General features: G+C 60.5%; 21 protein-coding genes and 1 other RNA gene. 16 read left to right on the top strand and 6 right to left on the bottom strand.

What is annotated here, in order from left to right; all coding sequences use genetic code 11:
• Window positions 1-29 precede the first annotated feature (29 nt).
• From EH164_RS16925 to amtB, 4 genes are all read left to right on the top strand, one after another.
• Window positions 30-1,793 carry a SmdA family multidrug ABC transporter permease/ATP-binding protein gene (locus EH164_RS16925; RefSeq protein ID WP_124969403.1) on the top strand — a complete coding sequence of 588 codons (1,764 nt, stop codon included), beginning with the start codon at window positions 30-32 and terminating at the stop codon, window positions 1,791-1,793.
• Window positions 1,786-3,564 carry a SmdB family multidrug efflux ABC transporter permease/ATP-binding protein gene (locus tag EH164_RS16920; protein ID WP_124969401.1) on the top strand — a complete coding sequence of 593 codons (1,779 nt, stop codon included), beginning with the start codon at window positions 1,786-1,788 and terminating at the stop codon, window positions 3,562-3,564. Before EH164_RS16925 ends, EH164_RS16920 begins: the two co-directional genes overlap by 8 nt.
• A 254-nt stretch (window positions 3,565-3,818) precedes the next feature.
• Window positions 3,819-4,157: a P-II family nitrogen regulator gene (glnK, locus tag EH164_RS16915; RefSeq protein ID WP_023478250.1), complete on the top strand. Its 339-nt coding sequence runs from the start codon at window positions 3,819-3,821 to the stop codon at window positions 4,155-4,157.
• 31 nt (window positions 4,158-4,188) lie between these two features.
• On the top strand, window positions 4,189-5,475 hold the full coding sequence (gene amtB, locus EH164_RS16910; protein WP_023478272.1) for an ammonium transporter AmtB: 1,287 nt from the start codon (window positions 4,189-4,191) through the stop codon (window positions 5,473-5,475).
• A gap of 74 nt (window positions 5,476-5,549) precedes the next feature.
• Here the strand turns inward: amtB and tesB are convergent, their stop codons facing one another.
• A complete protein-coding gene (tesB, locus tag EH164_RS16905) occupies window positions 5,550-6,410 on the bottom strand; it encodes an acyl-CoA thioesterase II (RefSeq protein ID WP_023478293.1) in 861 nt (286 codons plus the stop codon).
• Between the two features lie 213 nt (window positions 6,411-6,623).
• Here tesB and EH164_RS16900 point away from each other — a divergent pair, with 213 nt between their 5' ends.
• Complete coding sequence (locus tag EH164_RS16900) at window positions 6,624-7,193, top strand: YbaY family lipoprotein (RefSeq protein WP_023478266.1); 570 nt, start codon at window positions 6,624-6,626, stop codon at window positions 7,191-7,193.
• Window positions 7,194-7,230: 37 nt separating this feature from the next.
• Here the strand turns inward: EH164_RS16900 and EH164_RS16895 are convergent, their stop codons facing one another.
• Window positions 7,231-7,545 carry an MGMT family protein gene (locus EH164_RS16895; RefSeq protein ID WP_023478280.1) on the bottom strand — a complete coding sequence of 105 codons (315 nt, stop codon included), beginning with the start codon at window positions 7,543-7,545 and terminating at the stop codon, window positions 7,231-7,233.
• Window positions 7,546-7,715: 170 nt separating this feature from the next.
• Between EH164_RS16895 and ffs the strand changes: the two genes are divergently transcribed.
• An RNA gene (ffs, locus tag EH164_RS16890) (signal recognition particle sRNA small type) lies at window positions 7,716-7,812 on the top strand.
• Between the two features lie 39 nt (window positions 7,813-7,851).
• Here ffs and EH164_RS16885 read toward each other — a convergent pair.
• Complete coding sequence (locus tag EH164_RS16885) at window positions 7,852-10,602, bottom strand: LuxR C-terminal-related transcriptional regulator (protein WP_124969399.1); 2,751 nt, start codon at window positions 10,600-10,602, stop codon at window positions 7,852-7,854.
• Between the two features lie 228 nt (window positions 10,603-10,830).
• Between EH164_RS16885 and EH164_RS16880 the strand changes: the two genes are divergently transcribed.
• From EH164_RS16880 to EH164_RS16860, 5 genes are all read left to right on the top strand, one after another.
• A complete protein-coding gene (locus tag EH164_RS16880) occupies window positions 10,831-11,793 on the top strand; it encodes a thiamine pyrophosphate-dependent dehydrogenase E1 component subunit alpha (RefSeq protein WP_023478290.1) in 963 nt (320 codons plus the stop codon).
• Between the two features lie 10 nt (window positions 11,794-11,803).
• On the top strand, window positions 11,804-12,823 hold the full coding sequence (locus EH164_RS16875; protein WP_124969397.1) for an alpha-ketoacid dehydrogenase subunit beta: 1,020 nt from the start codon (window positions 11,804-11,806) through the stop codon (window positions 12,821-12,823).
• 2 nt (window positions 12,824-12,825) lie between these two features.
• The gene (locus tag EH164_RS16870; protein WP_124969395.1) at window positions 12,826-14,352 is read left to right on the top strand and encodes a 2-oxo acid dehydrogenase subunit E2; all 1,527 of its coding nucleotides are present in this window, start codon (window positions 12,826-12,828) and stop codon (window positions 14,350-14,352) included.
• Entirely contained in the window at window positions 14,345-15,742 is a 1,398-nt protein-coding gene (lpdA, locus tag EH164_RS16865) for a dihydrolipoyl dehydrogenase (RefSeq protein ID WP_124969393.1), read from the top strand. The genes EH164_RS16870 and lpdA overlap by 8 nt, the downstream gene beginning before the upstream one ends.
• 69 nt (window positions 15,743-15,811) lie before the next feature.
• Entirely contained in the window at window positions 15,812-16,591 is a 780-nt protein-coding gene (locus tag EH164_RS16860) for an acetoin reductase (RefSeq protein WP_124969391.1), read from the top strand.
• A 51-nt stretch (window positions 16,592-16,642) separates the two neighbouring features.
• Here the strand turns inward: EH164_RS16860 and treR are convergent, their stop codons facing one another.
• The gene (gene treR, locus EH164_RS16855; protein WP_034811805.1) at window positions 16,643-17,590 is read right to left on the bottom strand and encodes a trehalose operon repressor TreR; all 948 of its coding nucleotides are present in this window, start codon (window positions 17,588-17,590) and stop codon (window positions 16,643-16,645) included.
• A 244-nt stretch (window positions 17,591-17,834) separates the two neighbouring features.
• On the opposite strand from treR, the gene treB reads away from it, so the two are divergent.
• Window positions 17,835-19,256 carry a PTS trehalose transporter subunit IIBC gene (gene treB / locus EH164_RS16850; protein ID WP_124969389.1) on the top strand — a complete coding sequence of 474 codons (1,422 nt, stop codon included), beginning with the start codon at window positions 17,835-17,837 and terminating at the stop codon, window positions 19,254-19,256.
• 16 nt (window positions 19,257-19,272) lie between these two features.
• Window positions 19,273-20,937 (top strand): alpha,alpha-phosphotrehalase, encoded by a 1,665-nt coding sequence (treC, locus tag EH164_RS16845; RefSeq protein ID WP_124969387.1) that lies wholly within the window; start codon window positions 19,273-19,275, stop codon window positions 20,935-20,937.
• 10 nt (window positions 20,938-20,947) lie between these two features.
• Here treC and EH164_RS16840 read toward each other — a convergent pair whose 3' ends face one another.
• A complete protein-coding gene (locus tag EH164_RS16840; RefSeq protein WP_124969385.1) occupies window positions 20,948-21,367 on the bottom strand; it encodes a GFA family protein in 420 nt (139 codons plus the stop codon).
• A 112-nt stretch (window positions 21,368-21,479) separates the two neighbouring features.
• Here EH164_RS16840 and EH164_RS16835 point away from each other — a divergent pair, with 112 nt between their 5' ends.
• On the top strand, window positions 21,480-22,073 hold the full coding sequence (locus EH164_RS16835; protein WP_124969383.1) for a hypothetical protein: 594 nt from the start codon (window positions 21,480-21,482) through the stop codon (window positions 22,071-22,073).
• 3 nt (window positions 22,074-22,076) lie between these two features.
• Here the strand turns inward: EH164_RS16835 and EH164_RS16830 are convergent, their stop codons facing one another.
• Window positions 22,077-23,498, bottom strand: coding sequence for a PLP-dependent aminotransferase family protein (locus EH164_RS16830; RefSeq protein WP_124969381.1), 1,422 nt, complete (start codon window positions 23,496-23,498; stop codon window positions 22,077-22,079).
• A gap of 84 nt (window positions 23,499-23,582) precedes the next feature.
• Between EH164_RS16830 and EH164_RS16825 the strand changes: the two genes are divergently transcribed.
• Together EH164_RS16825 and EH164_RS16820 are read left to right on the top strand one after the other, a co-directional pair.
• The gene (locus EH164_RS16825; RefSeq protein ID WP_124969379.1) at window positions 23,583-24,194 is read left to right on the top strand and encodes a YitT family protein; all 612 of its coding nucleotides are present in this window, start codon (window positions 23,583-23,585) and stop codon (window positions 24,192-24,194) included.
• Window positions 24,195-24,281: 87 nt separating this feature from the next.
• Entirely contained in the window at window positions 24,282-24,827 is a 546-nt protein-coding gene (locus tag EH164_RS16820; RefSeq protein WP_124969377.1) for a GNAT family N-acetyltransferase, read from the top strand.
• The last annotated feature ends 116 nt before the right edge of the window (window positions 24,828-24,943 follow it).

Here is a 24,943-nt window from a genome sequence, read left to right as displayed (position 1 = left end):
TCGGCAATTCACGTTCAGGATGTAACCGCGTGCGATTATTTGCTCAGTTAGGCTGGTATTTTCGTCGGGAGTGGCAGCGCTACCTCGGCGCCGTCGCCTTACTTATCATTATTGCTATCTTGCAGCTGATCCCGCCAAAAGTGGTGGGGATTGTGGTGGATGGCGTCACCCAGAAGCAGTTTACCCATCAGCAGGTGTGGATGTGGGTAGCGGCGCTGGTGGCGATTGCTGTCGTCACCTATCTGCTGCGCTATGTCTGGCGCGTCTGGTTGTTTGGTGCCTCCTATCAACTGGCCGTCGAGCTGCGTGAGGATTTTTACCGCCAGCTCAGCCGCCAGCACCCGGAATTTTATCTGCGCCACCGCACCGGCGATCTAATGGCGCGCGCCACCAATGACGTGGATCGCGTGGTGTTTGCCGCCGGGGAAGGGGTGTTAACGCTGGTCGACTCGCTGGTGATGGGCTGCGTGGTGCTGATTGTGATGGCAACCCAGATCAGCTGGCAGCTAACCCTGCTGTCGTTATTACCGATGCCGATTATGGCGCTGGTGATCAAGCGCTACGGCGATCAGCTGCACAGCCGCTTCAAAGCCGCGCAGGCGGCCTTCTCTGCGTTAAACGATCGCACCCAGGAGAGCATGACCAGCATCCGCATGATCAAAGCCTTTGGCCTGGAAGATCGCCAGTCGGCGCTCTTTGGCAGCGAAGCAGCGGATACCGGCGCGAAAAACATGCGCGTGGCGCGCGTTGATGCGCGCTTTGATCCAACTATCTATATCGCCATCGGCATGGCAAACATGCTGGCGATTGGTGGCGGCAGCTGGATGGTGGTGCACGGCTCGCTGACCCTCGGCGAGCTGACCAGTTTTGCCATGTATCTTGGGCTGATGATCTGGCCGATGCTGGCGCTGGCGTGGATGTTTAACATCGTCGAGCGCGGCAGCGCAGCCTATAGCCGCATCCGCGATATGCTGGCGGAAGCGCCGGTGGTGAACGACGGCACGGAAAGCGTGCCCGCCGAACGCGGCACCTTAACGCTCTCAATCCGCGAGTTTCACTATCCGCAAACCGACGGCGCAGCGCTGACCAACGTCAGCGCGACCCTTGAGCCAGGCCAGATGCTCGGCATCTGCGGCCCGACCGGGGCGGGGAAAAGTACGCTTCTGGCGTTGATTCAGCGCCACTTTGATGTTGATGCGGGCGATATCCGCTTCCACGATATTCCGCTCACGCAGCTGAAACTGGATAGCTGGCGCGGCCGTCTTGCTGTCGTCAACCAGACGCCGTTTCTCTTCTCCGACACCATCGGCAATAACATCGCTCTTGGGAGACCCGGTGCGATGCAGGAGGAGATTGAGCATGTGGCGAAGCTTGCCAGCGTCCATGACGACATTCTGCGCCTGCCGCAGGGCTACGACACCGAAGTGGGCGAGCGCGGCGTAATGCTCTCCGGCGGGCAGAAACAGCGTATCTCCATCGCTCGTGCGCTGTTGCTGAATGCCGAAATTCTTATTCTTGATGACGCCCTCTCTGCGGTGGATGGGCGCACCGAACACCAGATTTTGCACAATCTGCGCCAGTGGGGCGAAGGGCGCACCGTAATTATCAGCGCGCATCGCTTGTCGGCGCTGACGGAAGCCAGTGAGATTATTGTTATGCAACATGGCCATATCGCCCAGCGCGGCCAACATGAGCAGCTCGCGCGCCAGCATGGCTGGTATCGCGACATGTACCGGTATCAGCAGCTGGAAGCGGCGCTGGACGACCATCCGCAGGAGGCCGAGGATGCGTAACTTCTCTCGCCAGTGGCCGACGCTAAAACGTCTGCTGGTCTATGGCAAACCGTGGCGCAAGCCGCTCAGTAAAGCGGTGCTGATGCTGTGGGTCGCGGCGATTGCCGAAGTCTCCGGCCCGGCGCTGATCAGCTACTTTATCGATAATATGGTGGCGAAGAGCTACCTGCCGCTCGCGCTGATCGCCGGGCTGGCAGCGGCTTATGTTGGCCTGCAACTGCTGGCCGCAGGGCTACACTACGCCCAGGCGCTGCTCTTTAACCAGGCGGCGGTCGGCGTGGTGCAGCAGTTGCGCACCGATGTGATGGATGCCGCGCTGCGCCAGCCGCTCAGCGCCTTCGACACTCAGCCAGTAGGGCAGATTATTTCGCGCGTGACCAACGACACCGAAGTGATCCGCGATCTCTACGTAACGGTGGTCGCCACCGTGCTGCGCAGCGCGGCGCTGATTGGTGCGATGCTGGTGGCGATGTTCAGCCTCGACTGGCGTATGGCGCTGGTGGCGATGGGCATCTTCCCGGCGGTGATTATCGTGATGCTGATCTATCAGCGTTTCAGCACGCCGATTGTGCGGCGTATGCGCGCCTATCTTGCCGACATCAACGATGGCTTTAACGAAATCATCAACGGCATGAGCGTGATCCAGCAGTTCCGCCAGCAGGCGCGCTTCGGCGAGCGCATGAGCGAAGCGAGCCGCTCGCACTACCTGGCGCGGATGCAAACCCTGCGCCTTGATGGCTTTCTGCTGCGCCCACTGCTGAGCCTCTTTTCCGCGCTGGTGCTCTGCGGCCTGCTGATGCTGTTTGGCTTCTCGACCGTCGGCACGGTGGAGGTTGGGGTGCTGTACGCTTTTATCAGCTACCTTGGCCGCCTTAACGAGCCGCTGATCGAGCTGACGACGCAGCAGTCGATGCTGCAACAGGCGGTGGTCGCCGGTGAGCGCGTTTTCGAACTGATGGACCGGCCGCGCCAGAACTACGGCGATGACGAGACGCCGCTGCATAGTGGGGCGATCGATATTGAAAACCTCTCCTTCGCCTACCGCGAAGATCAGCTGGTGTTGCAGGATATCTCCTTGCATGTGGAACCGCGCAGCTTTGTCGCGCTGGTCGGCCACACCGGCAGCGGTAAAAGTACCCTCGCCAGCCTGCTGATGGGCTACTACCCGTTAACCCAGGGGGAGATCCGCCTCGACGGTCGCCCGCTTGCCACGCTAGGCCACAGCGCGCTGCGCAAAGGCGTCGCGATGGTGCAGCAGGATCCGGTGGTGCTGGCCGACAGCTTTTTCGCCAACGTTACTCTTGGGCGGGATATCAGCGAAGCGCGCGTCTGGAAAGCGCTTGAGATCGTCCAGCTCGCCGATCTGGCGCGCACCATGAGTGAAGGGATCTACACCCGCCTTGGCGAGCAGGGGAATAATCTCTCCGTCGGGCAGAAACAGCTGCTGGCGCTGGCGCGCGTGCTGGTTGATGCGCCGCAGATCCTGATCCTGGATGAAGCGACGGCGAATATCGACTCCGGCACCGAGCAGGCGATCCAGCAGGCGCTGGCGGCGATCCGCGAGAAGACCACGCTGGTGGTGATTGCTCACCGCTTATCGACCATTGTCGAAGCGGAAACCATCCTGGTCCTGCACCGCGGACAGGCGGTTGAGCGCGGTACCCATCAGCAGCTGCTGGCGGCGAAAGGGCGCTACTATCAGATGTACCAGTTGCAGTTAGCTGGTGAAGAGCTGGCGGCGAGCACGCGGGAAGAGTCACTCAGCGCCTGATGCACCAAAACTAAGCACCCCGCGCGCGCCTGCGCCTGGTGGTGCAAAAATGCAACGCACCATGCACCGTCATGGTGCGTTTTTCTTTTTACCGCCGCTTGTGCTTCATCTGCGCGCTTGCGCCGCCCATCACCGCTTCTGGTTTTGTCTCTTTATTGCACGAAAACGCGCGCCTTCACATTTCTGGCACACCCCTTGCAATACTTTCCTCATGTTGGCTGCGTCCATTTGCGAATGTCGAGTGAGGGGAATCTATGAAGCTGGTAACCGTGGTGATTAAGCCATTCAAACTTGAAGATGTGCGTGAAGCGCTCTCTTCGATTGGTATTCAGGGGCTGACCGTGACGGAAGTAAAAGGGTTTGGCCGTCAGAAGGGGCATGCCGAGCTTTACCGCGGTGCGGAGTACAGCGTCAACTTCCTGCCAAAAGTAAAAATCGACGTGGCGATCGCCGACGATCAGCTTGATGAGGTGATCGATATCATCAGCAAAGCGGCCTACACCGGAAAAATTGGCGACGGCAAAATTTTCGTTGCCGAACTCGAACGCGTGATCCGTATTCGTACCGGTGAAGCCGACGAAGCGGCGCTGTAATAGCTGACACACAGTGATAGGGATCGGAAAAATGAGAATGAAAACAGTAAAAGCTACCCTTGCCTCGCTGGCTTTGCTGCCGGGCCTGGCGCTTGCCGCGCCGGCCGTTGCGGATAAAGCCGATAACGGTTTTATGATGATTTGCACCGCGCTGGTGCTGTTTATGTCCATTCCGGGCATCGCGCTCTTTTACGGCGGCCTGATCCGTGGCAAAAACGTGCTCTCAATGCTCACCCAGGTGGCGGTCACCTTCGCGCTGGTCTGCATTCTCTGGGTGGTCTATGGCTACTCGCTGGCCTTCAGTGAAGGCAACAGCTTCTTCGGCAGCTTCAACTGGGTGATGCTGAAAAATATTGCCCTCACCGACGTGATGGGCAGCATCTATCAATACATCCATGTCGCCTTCCAGGGCTCTTTCGCCTGCATTACCGTGGGGCTTATCGTCGGCGCGCTCGCCGAGCGTATTCGCTTCTCTGCGGTGCTGATCTTTGTGGTGGTGTGGATGACGCTCTCATATGTGCCGATTGCGCACATGGTATGGGGCGGCGGTCTGCTGGCAACCCACGGCGCGCTCGACTTTGCGGGCGGTACGGTGGTGCACATTAACGCCGCGATTGCAGGCCTCGTCGGTGCGTATCTGATTGGCAAACGCGTCGGCTTCGGCAAAGAGGCGTTTAAACCGCACAACCTGCCGATGGTCTTTATCGGTACCGCGATCCTCTATGTTGGCTGGTTCGGTTTCAACGCCGGTTCGGCAAGTAGCGCCAACGAAATTGCCGCGCTGGCCTTTGTGAACACCGTGGTTGCCACTGCTGCCGCGATCCTCTCCTGGGTCTTTGGCGAGTGGGCAATGCGCGGTAAGCCTTCGCTGCTCGGTGCCTGCTCCGGTGCGATTGCCGGTCTGGTTGGCATCACCCCAGCGTGTGGTTATGTCGGTGTCGGCGGCGCGCTGATTGTCGGTCTGGTGTGCGGTCTGGCGGGTCTCTGGGGCGTGACGGCGCTGAAGCGTATGCTGCGTGTCGATGACCCGTGCGATGTCTTCGGCGTTCACGGTGTGTGCGGCATTATCGGCTGTATCCTGACGGGCATCTTCGCCTCCACCTCCCTTGGCGGCGTAGGCTTCGCCTCCGGCGTCACCATGGGCCACCAGGTGCTGGTGCAGCTCGAGAGCGTGGGCATCACCATCGTCTGGTCTGCGGTGGTCGCCTTCATCGGCTACAAACTGGCGGATATGACGGTTGGCCTGCGCGTACCGGAAGAACAAGAGCGTGAAGGGCTGGACGTTAACAGCCACGGCGAAAACGCCTACAACGCCTGATAAGTTGAGTATCTCCTGAGCATAAAAAAGCCTCCGCATGCGGAGGCTTTTCTTTTGGCACGAACGCAACCGGCTTAGTTGCGGTTACGCATCACCCCTTCCTGCACGCTGGAGGCCACCAGCACGCCATCCTGCGTATAGAATTCGCCGCGTACAAAGCCGCGCGCGCTGGAGGCGGAGGTGCTCTCCACACTGTAGAGCAGCCAGTCATTCATATTGAACGGGCGGTGGAACCACATTGAGTGGTCGATGGTCGCCACCTGCATGCCGCGCTCAAGGAAACCAACGCCGTGCGGCTGCAAAGCCACCGGCAGGAAGTTAAAGTCCGAGGCGTAGCCAAGCAGATATTGGTGGATGCGGAAATCTTCATCCAGCACGCCGTTGGCGCGGATCCACACCTGACGCACCGGATCGGCCACATGGCCCTTCAGCGGGTTATGGAACTCAACCGGGCGGATCTCCAGCGGCTTGTCGCTGAGGAACTTCTCTTTCACGCCGGGCGGCAGCAGGTGCGAAAGATCGCGGGCGATCTCCGTTTCCGACTTGAGCGAATCCGGCGCGGGCGCGGCGGGCATCGTTTTTTGATGCTCATAACCCGGCTCCGGAGCCTGGAAGGAGGCGGTCATATAGAAAATCGGCTTGCCGTTCTGCACCGCCGCCACGCGGCGGGCGCTAAAGCTGTTGCCGTCGCGCAGCACTTCCACGTCATAAACAATCGGTTTCTGGCTATCGCCGGGGCGCAAAAAGTAGCTGTGGAAAGAGTGCACCAGGCGGTCTGCCGGAACGGTCTCTTTCGCCGCATAGAGCGCCTGCCCAACGACCTGGCCGCCAAAGACCTGGCGCAGACCTAAATCTTCGCTCTGCCCACGGAACAGCCCCTCTTCAATTTTTTCCAGATTCAATAATGCCAGCAGATTAGATAGCGCCTGACTCATACAATTCCTCAAATAAATAGCGGCTGACGTAGCATATATTGCCTGAGTATAACCTGGAAAATGGAGTGGTCCGATGGGTGCAATAATCTGAATGAATGGGTGTTTACAGGAATATATCGGGTATATGTGCCACACTTGTTCAGGTTACGAAGGTTTAGCCACACATCTGGCAGGCGCTGCGCCTGCAGGTGCATTGAAGATAAGGAGAGATCAATGAAACTCGTGCCCATGTTAAGTGGTTTAGCAGTCGCAGTCGCGTTATCGGCGTGCGCCCAAAAAGGCGGCGATATCCCAACGCCGGCACCTAATCCCAATGCGCCGTCCGCCACGAATAAAGCGGCGATTGCTCAGCCAAGCGTGACCGGTACGGTCTGGATCCGTCAGAAAGTGGCGCTGCCGCCGGATGCGGTGTTAACCGTTACTGTTTCTGATGCCACCCAGGCCAACGCGCCGTCGAAAGTGCTGGCGCAGAAAGCGGTACGCACCGATGGCAAACAGCCGCCGTACAGCTATGTCCTGCCGTTTAACCCGGCCGACATCCAGCCGAACGCGCGTATCCTGCTGAGTGCAGCGATCACCGTCGACAACAAGATGGTGTTTATCACCGACTCGGTTAAGCCGGTTATCAACCAGGGCGGCACCAAAGTCGACCTGACGCTGGTTCCGGTTCAGCAGACTGCGGTTCCGCTGCAGCAGAGCGGTGGTACACCGAACACCGTTCCGTCGACCTCACCAACCCAGGTTACCCCGTCTAACGCTACTCCGGCGCCGACCCAGTACTAATCTGCGTGCGTTTTGCTCCTCTCCTGCGGGGGAGGAGCTACTCATAGCGCCAGCGATACTTGTTCAAATCAATCTCGCCACTTCCCGACACCACTACGCCCTCAGCCAGCAGTGCCTGACGTTGCCTTTGCAGATCCGGCCCGCTCAGCGAAATAACGCCATAACGATTGACCACCCGATGCCACGGCAGCGTGCTGCCCTCCGGTAAGCGCTTTAACACGCCGCCGACCTGGCGTGCCGCGCGCGGCGAACCGGCCAGTTTCGCCACCTCGCCATAGGTAGTGACATAACCCTCCGGAATGGCGGCGACGATTTGCCAAACCCGGCGGGGAAAAGAGTCTTGCGTATCCATCACATGCTCCTGAGCAGAGAAGGGGGCAGCATAAACAGCGATTTACCCGCTGTGAAGGGGCGATTGCGCAAGAAACCAGCATCCGTCAGCCTATGGGTTGCAATTGCCCTGCCGGATGGGGATAATGCGCCAGCGCGTTGGTTATCAACCTTCGCTCTCAATGGGGGCCCTGTTGGTTCTCCCGCAATGCTACTTTGTTCACCAGGTCAGGTCCGGAAGGAAGCAGCCAGGGCAAAGGACGTGTGTGCCGGGATGTAGCTGGCAGGGCCCCCACCCATTTCAGCCGCTGTTACGCAGCGCGCCGCACTACTCCACTTTCAGCAACTTCCACTCCCGCGCCTGGTTTACCGCCTGCATTCGGCTGCTGACCTGCAACTTCTCGTACATCTGTTTTAAGTGCCATTTGACCGTCTCCGCCGAAATCCCCAGCACGCGGGCAATCTCCTTGTTCGAGTGACCGCTGGCGATAAGCTCAAGCGTCTGCTGCTCGCGCTCGGTGAGATAGCGCGTCTCTTCCGCCTCATCGTGCCGTTTCGGCGGTAAACCAAACAGCTCCACCGCCTGCTGTCGCAGGGTTGCAGCCTGTTGCCGGAGCGCCTCCGGCGTGGCCTGGCGGGCAAGCAACTCGTCGAGCAGCCCTACTAATACCGAACCGAGATCGAGCAGGCTGCGCAGTAAACCTCGCTCAAGCGCCTGTTGCAGCGGCGAGGTGAAAACCACACCCGCCTGTTCATACGCCCCGGCATGCCAGAGGGCAACGGCCTGCGCCAGACGTAAGCGCAGGGCAGAGAGCGCTTCGCCGCGCTGCTGCTGCTCGTCGGCCAGCGCTGCAAAGGCAGCAGCAGCCTGATGAGCATGACCTTCAGCAAGGGCGATGCGGCTTTCGCTGACCCGTCGATAAAAGCCGATCGCCCCGTTTTCAACATCTTCACTGTGCAGTTGCCGGAGCGCGTCCAGCGTCTCCAGCGCAGGGGAGAGCGCTTCATCACGCAGATGCAGTTCAACCGTTTCCGCCAGCAGCGCCGCCTGCGCGCGCAGCCAGTGGCGCTGGCGCGTCAGCTCGCCGCCATAGGTGAGAAGCCGTTTCGCCTCCGCAAGCTGGCCGTTAAGCGCCGCCTGGCGTGAGAGCACGATAAAGCAGCGGCTCAGCCCTTCCGGGGGGCAAAAGGTCTCGATCATCTCAAGGCGCAGCGCCAGCAGGGCGTCGATATCCTGCCGCTCGTCGCGCTCCCAGGCAACCTCCGCCAGAATTGGTGCCAGCGTTGCGCCGCTGCTGGAGTTGCTGCCGGTTTGCGCCTCGGCGGCCTGTAGCGTCTGCGCAGCAACCCGTTTTGCATCAGCCAGATTGCCCTGGCGTAAATGGGCCTGGGCGATAACAAAGGCGCGCCAGACATCAACAAACAGATTGCGGTTTGCCAACTTCAGCTCCGGCAACCGGCTCTGCACCGCCAGCGCCTGACCCGGCCGGGCATTGACGAGGTGGCAGTAGCTGAGAATGTTGCACACCAGCCCATCCACCCAGCGGTCACCGCAGGGGATCTCCGCCAGCAGCGGCTCCACCAGCGCCACGCTCAGTTCAATATTCTCGGCAAAGGCTTCACAAATCGCCCGCACCACCCGCAGCTTGACCCGCACGCTGTGCGACAGCGCGGCGTCATGCGCCATCGCTTCAATACCGTCGAGGAGTTCGCGCGAAGCCTGAAAGCGGAAGTGGTGCGCCAGCGCCCAGGCGAGATTGAGCTGCAAATCAATGCGCGACGGATCGGGCGTCAGCGGCAGAAAGTGCATCCAGCGCACCAGCGTGTCGATATCCCCCTCTTCGGCGAGGGACTGCGCGCTGGCTTCGGCATGCCGCGCGCCGCTTTTTCCCGCTGCCAGCGCGTGGCGCACCGCCTCGGCCCAGAGTTGCTGCCCGGCAAACCAGTTGCTGGCGCGCTCATGCAGCTGCCGCACGCGCGCCGGTTCGCTCTGCTGCAAGCGGGCCAGCAGCGCGTCGCGCATCAGGTGGTGATAGCGAAACCAGCCGCCGTGCTCATCCAGCGCGGTGATAAAGAGATTATGCTGCTGGATCCAGCCAAGCATCGCTTCGCCGTCATCGCGCCCGGTCAGCGCATCACACAGCGCCGGGGTGAGGCGGTTAAGAATGGCGGTTTCCAGCAGAAACTCGACCACCGCCTCCGGCAGCGGGGTAAAGATCACCTCGTCGAGATAGCGCGCCAGCGTGCGCGAGCCGGAAGGTATACGGGCCAGAAAGCGCTGCGGATCGTGGTGCCAGTCCGGTGCCAGCGCGGCGATCTTGATCCCGGCCACCCAGCCCTCTGTGGCAAGCATCAGCCGCTGAACATCATGCGCGCCGGGGATCGCCGTGCGGGCGGCGTCGCTGAGGTAGTCCTGCGCTTCGGCGAGGGTGAAACGCAGATCCTCGTCGTGCAGTTCGTTGAGCGCATCCTGTAACGCCAGGCGGCTCAGGGCCAGCGGCGGGCGAAAACGGCTGCCAATAATCAGGTGCAACGAATCGGGCGCGTGGTTGATCAGCCAGCTTATGCCTTCGTGCAGCGCGGAGTGGGTCAGGGCGTGGTAATCATCAAGGATCAGCCACACCGGGTGCGGGCAGCGGTGCAGCTGGTTGGTCAACTCCGCCAGCAACACTGAGAGATCCGGCGTCATATCGCCCTGCAAAAAGGGTTCGAGCGCCTCGCCCCAGCCGCTATAGAGCGGTTTCAGGGCGGTGACCAGGTAGCGGGCAAACTGCGCCGGATCGTTCTCATCCTCCTCCAGGCTTAGCCAGCCGATGGCGTCACCTTGCTCCCGGCGACGGCGATACCACTGCGCCAGCAGGGTAGTTTTCCCGGAACCGGCCGCGGCGCAGAGAAGCGTCAGTGCGCCGTCGGCGGCCTCATCCAGCCTGGCCAGCAGGCGGTCACGCTCAAGCAATACGCCCGGCGAGCGGGGTGGAGTTAATTTGGTGAGGATCAGCGGCAGCCGGCGCGTGAAGCGGAAAGGTTCCTCGCGATAGCTGGCCGCAAGCAGAGAGTCTGTTGAGGTCAACGATTTCATACGAGCCTGCCCCTGTTCACGAAAGTCGCTGCTAAGTGTAAGTAACTGACACCCGCCTGTAACCTGCCAGAACTTGACCCTTATCGCATTTATCTCTTTTAGTCCCGCTCTCCCCCCCAATTGGGGGGTTATCCCCCCTTAAGACCCGCTTATAGAGTAACCCCACTTCCGCAACCCCTGCCGGTCGCCGTGCTGGCGCTCGCGGGTATACAACCTGAGGACGGAGCTATGGAGCTGAACACACAACAGCTGTTAAAGGCTTATCGCAAAATGCGTGAAATACGTGAATTCGAGGAGCGCCTGCACACTGAAAACACCAGCGGTGACATTCCCGGATTCATCCACCTGTATACCGGCGAAGAGGCGATTGCCGTCGGCGTCTGCGAGAACTTACAGCAGACGGATTACATCGGCTCTACCCACCGCGGGCACGGCCACTGCATCGCCAAAGGGTGCGATATCCACGCGATGATGGCGGAGATCTTTGGTAAAGACGCCGGTCTGTGTCGCGGCAAGGGTGGCTCGATGCACATTGCCGATCTTTCGAAAGGGATGCTCGGCGCGAACGCCATTGTCGGCGGTGCGCCACCGCTGGTGATTGGCGCGGCGTTGACGGCGAAAACCCGCAATAACGGCGGCGTCGCCGTCTCATTTACCGGCGACGGCGGCTCCAACCAGGGGCTGGTGTTTGAAGCCATCAACATGGCGGTGGTGCTGCAACTGCCCGCCATCTTCGTCTTTGAAAACAACGGTTACGGTGAAGCGACCGGGCATAACTACGCCGTTGGCGGCCGCGATATCGCCGGGCGCGCCGCCGGGTTTGGTCTGCCTGCGGTCACCGTTGACGGTACCGATTTCTTTGCCGTTTACGAAGCGACGGCCGAAGCCGTGAAGCGCGCCCGTGAAGGCGGCGGGCCGAGCGTGATTGAGGCGAAAGCGTTCCGCTGGCACGGCCACTTTGAGGGCGATCCGGGGCTTTACCGTGGGGAAGGGGAGATTGAGCGCCTGCGCGCCGATCACGATCCGCTGAAAATCTTCACCAGCAAAACGGCAGAAAAGCTTACGCGCGAGGCGCTGGAGGCGATCGACGCCGAAGTGAAAGCGCAGGTCGACGATGCGGTGATCAAAGCCCGTGCCGCTGGCTACCCGGTGGCGGAAAGCCTGCTGACCGACGTTTACGTCTCTTACTGAGGAGCCCGTCATGACAATCAAAACTTACCGCGAAGCGATCCGCGACGCGCTGGCGCAAGAGATGGCGCGCGACGAAAGCGTGGTGCTGATCGGTGAAGATCTGCGCGGCGGCCACGGCGGCAACGCGCCGGAAGAGGCGAAAGTGGAGGCCTTCGGTGGCGTACTCGGCGTTACCAAAGGGCTGTGGACCCAGTTTGGCTCGGAGCGGGTGATCGATACGCCAATCACTGAATCAGCGATTATCGGTATGGCTGCTGGCGCGGCGGTCACCGGCTTACGCCCGGTGGCGGAGCTGATGTTTATGGATTTCTTCGGCGTCAGCCACGATGCGCTCTACAACCAGGCGGCGAAATTTCGCTATATGTTCGGCGGCAAGGCGAAAGCGCCGCTGGTGGTGCGCGGCATGATCGGGGCCGGTTTTTCGGCTGCCGCGCAGCATTCCCAGTCCCCCTACAACATTTTCGCCACCACGCCGGGGCTGAAAGTGGTAGTGCCCTCATCGCCCTATGACGCCAAAGGGCTGCTGATCCAGTCGATTCGCGATGACGATCCGGTGGTCTTCTGCGAACACAAGATGCTCTACGACATGAAAGGCGAGGTGCCGGACGAGAGCTATACCGTGCCGCTGGGCCAGGCCAACTACACCCGCGAAGGGGAGGATGTCACCATTATTGCCCTCTCGGCGATGGTGCATAAAGCCAACCATGTGGCGGACAAACTGCTGAAAGAGGGCATCTCCGTGGAGGTGGTCGATCCGCGCACCGTCTCGCCGCTGGATGAGGAGGGCATTCTCGAATCCGTTGCTTCTACCGGGCGAGTAGTGATTGTCGATGAGTCCGCTGCCCGCTTCGGCTTCGCCCATGATGTGGCGGCGCTGATCGCCTCGCAGGCGTTCCACTTCCTGAAAGCGCCGATCGTGTTAATTACTCCGCCGCATACCCCGGTTCCCTTCTCCCCCGCGCTGGAAAAACTCTGGATCCCTGATGTGGATCGCATTGAGGCCGCCGTTCGACAACTGATGGAGGCGTAACCATGAGCACAATCCGCACGCTGGAGATCCCCAAATGGGGGCTCTCGATGGAAGAGGGGACGCTGGCTCAATGGCTGATTAAAGAGGGGAGCGCCTTCAGCCAGGGGCAGGATATTTGTGAAATTGAAACCAGCAAGATAACCAACGTGCTGGAAGCGCCGTGGGACGGCGTACTGCGCCGGGTGCTGGCTCAGCCGGGCGATACGCTGCCGGTGGGCGCAGTGCTGGCGCTGGTGGCCGATGAGCAGGTAAGCGACAGCGAACTCGACGCTTTTGCCGCCAGCCTCAACAGCGGTGCGCCGCAGCCAGCGGCAGAAACCGCGCCGTCGACGCCCGCACCAACAGCGACCACCCCGGCTGAACCTTCAGCGCCTGCACCAGCAAAACCCGTCGCGCAGGATGCGATCCCGGCGGCGCTGCGCGGCGAAACTGATGAGACGCAGGTGAATGCCACATCGCATGCCCTGCGTCTGGCGAAAAAGCAGGGCATCGACCTGAGTAAGGTGAGCGGCTCTGGCCGCGACGGGCGCATCTCAGTCGCCGATTTGCAGGCAGCCATTACCGCGGGCGGCGGCAGCGCCGAGTTGCAGGCGCGCGCGGCGGTGAAGGCAAAACCGCGCCACACCACCCAGGATGATAGCCAGATCCCGGCAACACCCATCGCGCGCCGTCTGGCAAGCCAGTTGGGCATCAATCTGCATGACTGCCGCCGCTCAGGATCCGCCGGGCGCGTCAGCCGCGCCGATGTCGAAGCATTAGCCGCGCTGCGCGGCAGCGGTGAGAAGAGCGTTTCCCCAGCAGCAGAAGCGGTTGAGGAGCGCGCGGCGTACGACAGCCAGCCGCTCTCGGCGATGCGGCGCACTATCGCCAGCCGTTTGCAGGAGTCCAAACGCAACGCGCCCCATTTTCGCCTCGTCAGCGAGGTCGATCTGACGCGTATTCAGGCGCTGCGCCGGGAAGTCAACAGCGCGCTGCCGTCGCTAAAAGTGACGCTCAACGATCTGCTGGTGAAAGCCTGCGCCCAGGCGCTGATGAGCGTGCCGGAGATGAACGTGCAGTATGACGAGGCATCGCAGACCATTCGCCGTTTTCACACCGCTGATATCGCCATCGCCGTGGCGCTGCCCGGCGGGCTTTATACGCCAATTCTGCGCGAGGCGAACCGCAAAACGGTGGGAGCCATCTCCCGGCAACTCCATGAACTGGTGACGCGCACCAAAGCGGGCACGCTGAAAGCGGAGGATTTTCAGGGCGGCACCTTCTGCATCTCCAATCTCGGCATGTTCGGCATCCGCCAGTTCGACGCCATTATCAACCCGCCGCAGTGCGCGATTCTGGCGGTGGGGGCTGCGGAATCCCGCGCGGTGGTGCATGAAGGGCAGATCGTGGCGCGCGAGCGGCTGACGCTCTCGCTGTCGTGCGATCACCGGGTGATTGACGGCGCGGTCGGCGCGACCTTTATGCAACATCTGCAACGCGCTATCGAAACCCCTTCTCTGATGCTGGTTGAGGAGGCGCGCGGTGAATAACAGCTTTGATGTGCTGATTATCGGCGGCGGGCCGGGCGGCTACGTCGCCGCCATCCGCGCCGGGCAGTTAGGCTTGCGCACCGCGCTGGTGGAAAAGACGCATCTTGGCGGCATCTGCCTTAACTGGGGCTGCATTCCGACCAAAGCGATGCTGCACGGCGCTGAGGTCGGGCATGCCATGCGCCACGCCGATCGGCTGGGGTTTAGCGTCGGCGAGATCGCTTTTGAGATCCGCCGTCTGGTGGAGTACAGCCGCTCGGTGTCGCAGCGGCTGACCGACGGCGTCGCCTTCCTGCTGAAAAAGCACAACGTCACGGTGATCAACGGCGAAGGCCGCCTGCTGGAGAAGGGGCGGGTGGCGGTGCGCGGTATCGACGGCGGCGAGCAGGAGTTCCGCGCCGATCACATCATTCTCGCGACCGGTGCGCGTCCGCGTGCGCTACCGGGTATTGAACCGGATAAAAGCCATATCTGGACCTACTTCGACGCGCTCAACCCCGCCGCGCTGCCGCGTTCGCTGCTGGTGATCGGCTCCGGTGCCATCGGTGCGGAGTTCGCCAGTCTCTATAACGATCTCGGCTGTGACGTGACGCTGGTGGAGCTGGCAGATCAGATCCTGCCGCTGGAGGATCGCGATGTCTCGGCGCTGGTGCAGCAGCAGTTTGCGAAACGCGGAATGCAGATCTTCACCGGGGCGCAGATCCGCTCGGCGACGGTCAACGGCGATCGCGTCAGTTGCCTGCTGAAAACCGCCGACGGCGAGCAGATGCTGGAGGTGGATCGCGTGCTCTGTGCCGCCGGTATCCAGCCGAATATCGAAAACCTTGGCCTTGAAGCGCTCGGCGTTGAGATGGCGCGCGGTTTTATTCAGGTCGACGATCGCGGTCGCACTAATGTTTTCGGCCTCTACGCCATCGGCGATGTCGCGGGCGCACCGTGTCTCGCGCACAAAGCGAGCTATGAGGGGGTGCGCTGCGTTGAGGCGCTCGCCGGGCTGCCCGTCGCGGCACCCGCCAGCGCTGATTTTATTCCCCGCTGCACCTACACCCGGCCGCAGGTGGCCAGCCTCGGTTTAACCGAAGCGCGCGCGCGTGCCAGCGGGCGCGAGATCCGCGTCGGCGTCTTCCCCTATCAGGCCAACGGCAAAGCGCTGGCGCTTGGTGAACCGCAGGGCTTTGTCAAAACCCTGTTTGATGCGCAGAGCGGCGAGTTACTGGGCGCGCATATGGTGGGCAGCGATGTGACGGAGCAGATTCAGGGATTTGGCATTGCCCATACGCTGGAGGCGACGGAGGAGAGCCTGCACCAGGCGATCTTTGCTCATCCGACCCTTTCTGAAGCGATGCATGAAGCGATCCTCGCCGCCGACGGGCGCGCGCTGCACCAATGAATACGTAGTGAAGTTTGCCGCGACAGCCTGTTGCGGCGCAGTTGTAACTCAAACCATAAGAGAGAAAGCATGACGATTGATAATAAAGTGGCGCTGGTAACCGGCGCAGGCCAGGGAATTGGACGTGGGATTGCGCTTCGCCTTGCGAAAGAGGGGGCGTCGCTGATGCTGGTGGATATGAACGCCGCCAACCTTGAGGCCGTGGCGAAAGAGGTGCAGGCGCTGGGTCGTAAAGTGGCGACCTTTGTCGCCGATATTTCGCAGCGCGACCAGGTTTATGCGGCGATCGATCACGCCGAAGAGGCGCTGGGCGGCTTTGACATTATCGTCAATAACGCCGGTATTGCGCAGGTGCAGCCGCTTGCCGATGTCACCCCGGAAGAGGTGGATCGCATTATGCGCATCAACGTGCAGGGGACATTGTGGGGCATCCAGGCGGCGGCGAAGAAGTTTATCGACCGTCAGCAGAAGGGGAAGATCATCAATGCCTGCTCAATTGCTGGACATGATGGTTTCGCGATGCTGGGCGTCTACTCGGCGACCAAATTCGCCGTTCGCGCCTTAACCCAGACGGCGGCAAAAGAGTATGCCAGCCGCGGCATTACCGTTAACGCTTACTGCCCGGGGATTGTCGGCACCGGTATGTGGGAGGAGATTGACCGCCGCTTCTCCGATATCACCGGCGCGCCGCTGGGTGAGACCTACAAGAAATATGTCGAGGGCATTGCGCTGGGCCGTGCGGAGACGCCGGAAGATGTGGCCGGGCTGGTGGCCTACCTCGCCGGGCCGGATTCCGACTATGTCACCGGTCAAGCGATCCTGATTGATGGCGGGCTGGTCTACCGTTAAGGCGGGCGATTGACGCTTTCGTCTGACGAAGGCGTCATTTTCCGTTGGGCATTACTGGAAGGTGCAGGGGATAACAATGTGCTCTTGCGTACGCGTTCCATGCAGCATCTCCAGCAGCAGCTGCGAGGCTTTCAGCCCCGCCTGCTGATAGCCCATTTTGACGCTCAGTACATCGGGTTGCAGGAAGGTCATCAGCGGCGTGCTGCCGATACTGCCGACTTTGATCTTCCACCCCTGCTGCTGAATGTATTTAATCGCGCCCATGGCGATAGTGTCAGAGGCGCAAATCAGCGCGCCGCTCTCGGCGGTAAGCAGCTCTTTCGCCAGGTCGTAACCGCTCTGATAGCTGAGATCGCCGAGCGCCGCGTGCGGCGTCATGCCAAACGCTGCACAACGCTCAAGGTAGGTTTGATAGCGGATATTCCCGGTGGTCGGATCGTTAGTGGTGACCCCGATATAGGAGACGCTGCGGTGGCCCGCGTCGCGCATCTTCTCCATCAGCACATTGACCGCGCCGACGTTATCGTAGACTACCGACGCCACCTCCGGCAGGGCGCTGGAGATGAGCACCAGCTTATCTTTCCACCCTTTTACCAGGTTCTTATCGACACCGGAAAAGCCGAACAGAATCACCCCTTCGACATTACGCTGCGCCAGCACGTTAAGGTGGGAGGCAAGCAGGGTAGGGTCGAGCAGGCTCTCCATTAAAATCGCATCGTACTCATGCTGGTAGATCTGCGGCAGGATGGCGCGAATGGCCTGATTTTCCGAGGCGGAGTCGAGACGCGTGACGATCACACCGATGATCTTTTCCCGCTGCGAGCGCAGCGCCTGGGCGGCTTTCGACGGGGTGTAACCCTGCTCTTTGATAATCGCTTCAACGCGCTCACGGGTCGCTTTTTTCACTTTATCGCTGTTGTTGATCACCAGCGAGACCGTGGACTTTCCGACGCCGCACAGTTTGGCGATGTCGTTTAACGTTAGCTTTTTATCACTCATTCCCGCACGGGCCTCCTGAAGATCGGACCCGGCGATACTAGCATTAATGAATCCCCTAAGGCACCTCTCTGTGCCGCTGCGCTTCACCATTTATTTTGTGATCGCCTGCTAAAATTGGAACGTTCCAACTAGGCGGATGGGTAGGTTGCCGCTATGGTCTTTATCGCTCGGTTTAGAGTAAGAGTTTTTGCGAAAAGCTGTAATAACAACAGCTCACTCATCAAAACCTGCTGGAAGAGAAAAGATGGCGATAAAAAGTAACCCCCAGGATATTGATAAACTTATTGAATTGGTTGGCGGCAGAGAGAACGTCGCTACCGTCAGTCACTGTATTACCCGTTTACGTTTTGTGCTTAACGATCCGAAAAAAGCCAAACCCGCCGAGATTGAAAAACTGCCGATGGTGAAGGGCTGCTTTACCAACGCCGGGCAGTTTCAGGTGGTGATTGGCACCGATGTCGGCGACTGGTATCAACTGCTGTTGCAACATACGCAGGTGAGCGGCACCGACAAAGAGAGCGCCAAGCGCGTGGCGCGGCAGAATATGAAGTGGCATGAGAGCCTCATCTCCCACTTTGCGGAGATCTTCTTTCCGCTGCTGCCAGCGCTGATTAGCGGCGGTCTGATTCTTGGTTTCCGTAACCTGATTGGCGATCTGCCGCTGTTCAACGACGCGCCGCTCACCGAAGCGTCGCCGGTGTGGAAAAGCATCTACGACTTCTTATGGCTGATTGGCGAGGCGATCTTCTTCTACATTCCGGTGGGTATCTGCTGGTCGGTGGTGAAGAAGATGGGCGGCACGCCGATCCTCGGTATCGTGCTGGGGATTACGCTGGTCTCTCCGCAGCTGATGAACGCCTATCTGCTCGGGCAGCAGATGCCGGAAGTGTGGAACTTTGGCTGGTTCTCCATCGATAAAGTGGGCTACCAGTCGCAGGTTATTCCATCGATTCTGGCCGGCATGACGCTGGCGTGGATTGAGCTGAAGCTTAAACGCATCGTGCCGGATTACCTGACGCTGGTAGTGGTGCCGGTGCTCTCGCTGCTGATTGCCGTGTTCCTCGCGCATACCATCATCGGGCCGTTCGGCCGTGTGGTCGGTAACGGCATCGCCTGGGGCGTCAGCCATCTGATGACCGGGCCGTTTGCGCCGATTGGCTCCGCGCTGTTTGGCTTCCTCTATGCGCCGCTGGTAATCACCGGTGTGCACCAGACTACGCTGGCGGTCGACCTGCAACTGATCCAGAACCTCGGCGGTACGCCGGTCTGGCCGATTATCGCCCTCTCCAACATTGCACAGGGTTCCGCGGTGGTTGGCATCATCCTCGTGAGCAAGAAGGTTAATGAACGGGAGATCTCCGTCCCCGCCGCCGTCTCCGCCTATCTTGGCGTGACGGAACCGGCAATGTACGGCATCAACATGAAGTATCGCTTCCCGATGCTCTGCGGCATGGTAGGCGGTGCCTGCGCCGGGCTGATTTGCGGGCTAACCGGCGTAATGGCAAACGGTATTGGTGTCGGCGGTTTACCGGCCATCCTCTCGGTGAAAACCCAGTACTGGGCGATTTATGGTCTGGCAATGCTGGTGGCGATTGTGATCCCGCTCGTGCTGACCACGGTTATCTATAAACGTAAGCAGGCAGCGGGCAAGCTGCTGGTGGTGTGAAAAAGGGATCGACGCAATGAACAAACGTAATGTTCCGTGGTGGCAAAACGGCGTGATTTACCAGATCTACCCGCGCAGTTTTCAGGACAGTACCGGCAATGGCCTCGGGGATCTTCAGGGCATTGTGCGTCGCCTTGATTATCTCCAGTGGCTCGGGGTGAGCGCCATCTGGCTGACGCCGGTTTACCTCTCGCCGCAGGTCGATAACGGCTATGACGTGGCGGATTACTACGCCATCGACCCGCTGTTTGGCACCATGGCGGATTTTGAGGCGCTGGTCGACGCCGCCCATCAGCGCGGCATCAAGGTGGTGATGGATATGGTGTTTAACCATACCTCCACGGAGCATGCGTGGTTCAAAGCTGCCGCCAGCGACCGTAACAGCCCGTGGCGCAATTTCTATATCTGGCGCGACGGCAAAGAGGGGCGGCTGCCCAATAACTGGCACTCCAAGTTTGGCGGTAGCGCCTGGTGCTGGCATGAGGAGACGCAGCAGTACTATCTGCACTCCTTCTCTGCCCAGCAGGCGGATCTCAACTGGGAGAACCCGGAAGTGCGCAATGCCCTGAAAGCGGTCTGCCACTTCTGGGCGGATAAGGGTGTGGACGGGCTGCGGCTGGATGTCATTAACCTGGTCTCCAAGCACCCCGATTTGCCGGATGATGATGAGGGCGACGGGCGCCGTTTCTACACCGACGGCCCGGCGATTCATGACTTTCTCGAAGAGATGAGCCGCGATGTCTTTCAGCCGCGCGGGCTGATGACGGTGGGCGAAATGTCCTCCACGCGGCTTGAGCACTGCCAGCGCTATGCGCGGCTGGATGGCAAAGAGCTGTCGATGACCTTCAACTTTCACCACCTGAAAGTCGACTATCCGCAGGGAGAGAAGTGGCGGCTTGCGCCGCCGGATCGGGTTGCCCTGAAGCGGATCTTCGCCGAATGGCAGCGCGGAATGCACAAACTGGCGTGGAACGCGCTTTTCTGGTGTAACCACGATCAGCCGCGCATCGTGTCCCGGCTAGGGGATGATGGGGCGCTGCGCACCGTTTCGGCGAAAATGCTGGCGATGGTGCTGCACGGCATGCAGGGGACGCCCTATATCTACCAGGGTGAAGAGATTGGCATGACCAATCCGCACTTCAGCCGCATCGATCAGTACCGCGATGTCGAAAGCCTGAATATGTTCAAAATCCTGCGCCTGCATCAGGATGAAAAAGATGTGCTGGCGGTGCTGGCGCACAAATCCCGCGATAACGGCAGAACGCCGGTGCAGTGGGATGACAGCGAGAACGCCGGTTTTACCGATGGCGAAAGCTGGATTGACGTGGCGGATAACTTCCGACAAATCAACGTGGTCAGTGAGATGGCGGATAGCGATTCGGTGCTGCATACCTACCGGGAGCTGATCGCGCTGCGCAAAAAACTGCCAGTGCTTACCTTTGGCGATTATCAGGATCTCGACCCTGATTCGCCGACGTGCTGGTGCTACCAGCGGCACGATGAGACGCAAACCCTGCGGGTAATTGCCAACCTCAGCGGCGAGCCGCTGGCGCTGAGCGAAGCGTGTCTGCCCAATGAAGCGGGCTGGCGTCTGCTCTACGGCAACTACGCGGATGGCGCGCAGCTGCCCGCCACGGGCACCCTCAGACCCTATGAGTGCACCTGGTGGCTGCGGGAGTAGGTAAACCGCTTCATTTCCCGGCGGGGGTGTAGCGCAGATACCCGGCAACGCCGCTGTTACCGCCCCCATCCGACGGGTGATTGACCCCTTCGGATACCGAGATTTCGGCGAAATCGAACGGCGATACGCCTTCAATGCAGGCCGCGTTAACGCCATATTGATCGGGGTTAGAGCGGCGCTGATGGAAGGTGTAGATGCCGCACACAGAGCAGAAGAAGTGGACGGCGACTCCGGTGTTAAAGCGGTACTCGGTAAGCTTCTCTCTGCCCTGAATAATATCAATGCCAGACAGCGGCGCGGTGACAGCCACCGCGCCGCGCATCCGGCAGTAGGAGCAGTTGCAGCGCCGCGCGTTGTTAAAGCCGTCGAGCAGCGTCACGTTAAACACCACCGCACCGCAGTGGCACTGTGCCCGTTTTTTCTCACTCATCTCACTTCTCCAGCCTGGAACGGTACTCTCAACCATAGCCTTTTTTGGGGATACCGGGAGCGTCGCGCAAGCGTGTAGAATCCCTGCACTTATCGCCCTGAGGCTCAGCACTATGCGCAATCCCTTCATTTTATTAACCCTCCTTGTTTCGACATCCGGTATGGCGGCCACGCTGCACTCCGGCATTTATGAAGCGTTACAGCTTGCGGTCTCGCCGCAGGGCAAGGTCACCGGTTACTACAGCGAAACTCTCGGTGTTGGCGTAACGCGCACCTGCGCCTTTGCGCTGGCGGGAGAGGTGTCGGCACAGGGCGAGGCGAAAATCGCCTCCTGGTCTTCGGCAGTGCTGCCGGGGCACCTTGCGGCAACAGCAGACGGTGTGACGCTCACCGTGCCCGGCGGGCAGTCCCATGACGGCTGCGTCAATGCCATGCTGCCGCTGATTAATGATGGTCTGGGGTTGAGTAAAACCCGTGATACCGACTGGCAGTCGATGGCGCAGGTGCGCGCCGAACGGCTCTACTTCTATCGTCAACCTGAAGAGAAGACGCGGCGAAAAGCCTTTGTCGTGCAGGATGATGTGGTCGGCGTGCTGAAAACCCAGGGCGAGTGGACGCAGGTCGAGTATGTGAGTGACGAGGGTAAAAGTACTACCGGCTGGGTGAAAAGCGAGGCGCTCGCCCCGCTGACTCCGCCCGCTTCCTGATGCTTACACCACGCTGCGCTTAAACGACGGTGCCGCCGGATTGAGCGCGTGCCACAGCGGTTTTATGCGCAGCAGCGCATCCTCAAGCACTTCTGGCTCCAGCGCGAAGGGGATGCGCAGGTTGCGTTCAAACGCGCCGTCGAGGCCGAAACGCGTCCCGGCACCGAGATGAATGCCCTCGGTTTCGGCGCGCGCGGCAAAGGCCGTTGCCAGCCGGTCTGGCAGCTCGACCCAGTAAGATAACCCGCCCTCCGGTGGCTGAAAATGCCACGCGGGGAAGAGATCCGCCATGAGTTCGCCGCAGCGGTCGCGGCGCGCTTGTAGCATCGCCCTGCGCGCCGGTAGAAAATCGCTTTCGTTCGCCATAAGCCACTGCGTTGCCAGCTGTTCCAGCAGCGGTGAGCCCAGCTCCAGCGAGTCGCGCGTCTGCGCCAGGTGGGCGATGGTGCGCGCAGAGGCGCGGATCCATCCCAGCCGTAAACCGCCCCAGAAGGTTTTCCCCGCCGAGCCGAGCGTGATTACCGAGTCATGTTTATCAAACGCGGCAAGTGGCGGCGGCGGGGCGTTTTCGTACCAGAGATCGACCATCGTCTCATCCACTACCAGCGTGGTGCGCGTACGGGCGGCAATAGCGGCGATGGTTTCCCGCGTCGCGCTATCCATGCAGCGCCCGGTCGGATTGTGATAATCGGGCATCAGGTAGGCAAGGCGCGGCGCGGTCTGCGCCAGCGTGGCGGCAAAACCGTCGGTGTCCCAGCCGCGCTGCGGCAAAGAGACGCCAACCGGCCTGCACGACGCCCCCTGAATTGCGGCAATCGCCAGCGGGTAAGTGGGGTGATCGACCACCACGCGATCGCCTGGCCCGGTCAGCATACGCAACACCAGCGCCAGCCCGCTAAGCGCGCCATTAACGACCATCACTTCATCGACATGGGTTGGTAAACCTCGCGCGGTATAGCGTGCGGCAATCGCTTCGCGCAGCGCCAGCACGCCAAGCTGACCATAGCCGGTATGCGAAAGATAAGGCGTTATCGCCGTTAAGGCGTGGCTGTAGGCCTGGTGAATTTCTGGCCCGGCGCTGAGGGCGGCAGTGGAGAGATCGAGCGCTGCGCCAGCGGTGCTGCGCGTCGGTATCGCGCGGTTATCGGGCAGGATCACCCGCGAGCCGCTGCCGTGGCGGCTCTCCAGATAGCCCTCTTCGCGCAGGTGCGCCAGCGCGCTGGCAATCGTCGTGCGGCTCACCGAGAGCGTGGTTGCCAGCTCCCGCTCGCCGGGCAGACGGGTATCCAGCGCCAGCCTGCCGTCGAGGATCAACAGGCGCAGCGCATCGGCAAGCTGACGCCAGAGTGGGGTGCGGGACGAGGATTGTTGCCAGTGGCCTAACAGGCGCAGCAACGACTGGCTACCAAAGCGACGGGATGACATAAGCAGTCCACTATCTGAAAACTGGACATTAATCATAAGTCCATTTCCGGGGAAGATGGAAGCCTGTCCAAGCGGAGAAGATCTATGCTGCGTCGATTACTGCAACTCTATTTCGGGTTATCCCTTTACGGCCTCTCTACCGCCATGTTTGTGCGCGCCGATCTTGGCGCCGATCCGTGGAATGTCTTTCACCTGGGCGTGGCGAAACTGCTGTCGCTGGATATCGGCACGGTGATGATCGCCACCGGCGCGCTGGTTTTGCTGCTGTGGATCCCGCTGCGCCAGCGCCCGGGGCTTGGCACCATCAGTAATGTGGTGGTGATAGGGCTGGCGGCCGATGCCGCGCTGGCGATGATCCCAACGCTGGATCAACTGCTGCCGCGCAGCGCGCTGCTCGCCAGTGCTATCCTGGTCAATGCGATTGCTACTGCGATGTATATCGGTGCCGGGTTTGGCTCCGGGCCGCGCGACGGATTGATGACCGGCGTGCATGCGCGCACCGGCTGGTCGGTGCGCAGCATCCGTACCGTGATTGAGCTGTCGGTGCTGCTGATTGGCTGGCTTTTGGGCGGCACGCTTGGCGTCGGCACGGTGCTCTATGCGCTGACCATTGGCCCGCTGATCCAGCTCTGCCTGCCGTGGTTTCGCTTCGCACCGCGACCCGCTCCCGTTGCAGAAGTAAAACCGGCCGCCTAGCCATTTTTGTCAGGTTTACAGGCAGATGAAGTTAAGGGATGCTGAGTTATCACAGGCCGACGCTTTCGGCCTGAAGGGAGAGAGCCTATGACCACACCCATTCTGGAGACCGAAAGATTACGCCTGCTACCGCTGGTATCTGCCGATGCTGAGCAGATCCAGCGCATTTTTCCGCGCTGGGAGATCGTGCGTTACCTGATTGCCAGCGTGCCGTGGCCCTACCCGGAAGGCGCCGCGCAGCACTATGTCGATAACGTCGCGCTGGCGGCGAGCCGCGCCGGTGAAGGCTGGTTCTGGACGCTGCGCCGTAAAGAGGATGAGCGTGAGTTAATGGGTGTTATCTGCCTGATGAACACGCCGGATAACAACCGCGGTTTCTGGCTGGCGCCGGAGTGGCAGGGGCAGGGCTATATGCGCGAAGCGTGCCACGCGGTAACCGATTACTGGTTCAATGGCCTGAACCGCGAGGTGCTGCGCGCGCCAAAAGCGGTGGCTAACGAGCGGTCGAGAAAGATCTCGCACAGCAGCGGTATGCGGCTGGTTCGCCGTCAGCCAGGCCACTATGTGGCGGGCGAGTTAGAGACCGAGTTGTGGGAGATCACCCGCGATGACTGGAACCGCCTCTACGGTTGATGCCCTGCTCCGACAGCCCGCCTGGGCTGTCATTTAATTATCTCTTCTAAGTAATTTCTCACCCATATATTAAAATTGTCATAATATTGAAATATTAATTTAATATTTATGTCATC

It is taken from the genome of Kosakonia sp. CCTCC M2018092, from assembly GCF_003864115.1.
GTDB classification, from domain to species: domain Bacteria; phylum Pseudomonadota; class Gammaproteobacteria; order Enterobacterales; family Enterobacteriaceae; genus Kosakonia; species Kosakonia cowanii.
The sequence above is the reverse complement of the archived record's forward strand: the minus strand, read 5'-3'. Positions and strand labels throughout refer to the sequence as shown.

What these genes read in the sequence shown, in the direction of transcription:
- EH164_RS16920 (WP_124969401.1), top strand. Translation starts at nt 1,786, where the DNA reads ATGCGTAACTTCTCTCGCCAGTGGCCGACGCTAAAACGTCTGCTGGTC.
- glnK (WP_023478250.1), top strand. Translation starts at nt 3,819, where the DNA reads ATGAAGCTGGTAACCGTGGTGATTAAGCCATTCAAACTTGAAGATGTG.
- amtB (WP_023478272.1), top strand. Translation starts at nt 4,189, where the DNA reads ATGAGAATGAAAACAGTAAAAGCTACCCTTGCCTCGCTGGCTTTGCTG.
- tesB (WP_023478293.1), bottom strand. Translation starts at nt 6,410, where the DNA reads ATGAGTCAGGCGCTATCTAATCTGCTGGCATTATTGAATCTGGAAAAA.
- EH164_RS16900 (WP_023478266.1), top strand. Translation starts at nt 6,624, where the DNA reads ATGAAACTCGTGCCCATGTTAAGTGGTTTAGCAGTCGCAGTCGCGTTA.
- EH164_RS16895 (WP_023478280.1), bottom strand. Translation starts at nt 7,545, where the DNA reads ATGGATACGCAAGACTCTTTTCCCCGCCGGGTTTGGCAAATCGTCGCC.
- EH164_RS16885 (WP_124969399.1), bottom strand. Translation starts at nt 10,602, where the DNA reads ATGAAATCGTTGACCTCAACAGACTCTCTGCTTGCGGCCAGCTATCGC.
- EH164_RS16880 (WP_023478290.1), top strand. Translation starts at nt 10,831, where the DNA reads ATGGAGCTGAACACACAACAGCTGTTAAAGGCTTATCGCAAAATGCGT.
- EH164_RS16875 (WP_124969397.1), top strand. Translation starts at nt 11,804, where the DNA reads ATGACAATCAAAACTTACCGCGAAGCGATCCGCGACGCGCTGGCGCAA.
- EH164_RS16870 (WP_124969395.1), top strand. Translation starts at nt 12,826, where the DNA reads ATGAGCACAATCCGCACGCTGGAGATCCCCAAATGGGGGCTCTCGATG.
- EH164_RS16860 (WP_124969391.1), top strand. Translation starts at nt 15,812, where the DNA reads ATGACGATTGATAATAAAGTGGCGCTGGTAACCGGCGCAGGCCAGGGA.
- treR (WP_034811805.1), bottom strand. Translation starts at nt 17,590, where the DNA reads ATGAGTGATAAAAAGCTAACGTTAAACGACATCGCCAAACTGTGCGGC.
- treB (WP_124969389.1), top strand. Translation starts at nt 17,835, where the DNA reads ATGGCGATAAAAAGTAACCCCCAGGATATTGATAAACTTATTGAATTG.
- treC (WP_124969387.1), top strand. Translation starts at nt 19,273, where the DNA reads ATGAACAAACGTAATGTTCCGTGGTGGCAAAACGGCGTGATTTACCAG.
- EH164_RS16840 (WP_124969385.1), bottom strand. Translation starts at nt 21,367, where the DNA reads ATGAGTGAGAAAAAACGGGCACAGTGCCACTGCGGTGCGGTGGTGTTT.
- EH164_RS16835 (WP_124969383.1), top strand. Translation starts at nt 21,480, where the DNA reads ATGCGCAATCCCTTCATTTTATTAACCCTCCTTGTTTCGACATCCGGT.
- EH164_RS16830 (WP_124969381.1), bottom strand. Translation starts at nt 23,498, where the DNA reads ATGTCATCCCGTCGCTTTGGTAGCCAGTCGTTGCTGCGCCTGTTAGGC.
- EH164_RS16825 (WP_124969379.1), top strand. Translation starts at nt 23,583, where the DNA reads ATGCTGCGTCGATTACTGCAACTCTATTTCGGGTTATCCCTTTACGGC.
- EH164_RS16820 (WP_124969377.1), top strand. Translation starts at nt 24,282, where the DNA reads ATGACCACACCCATTCTGGAGACCGAAAGATTACGCCTGCTACCGCTG.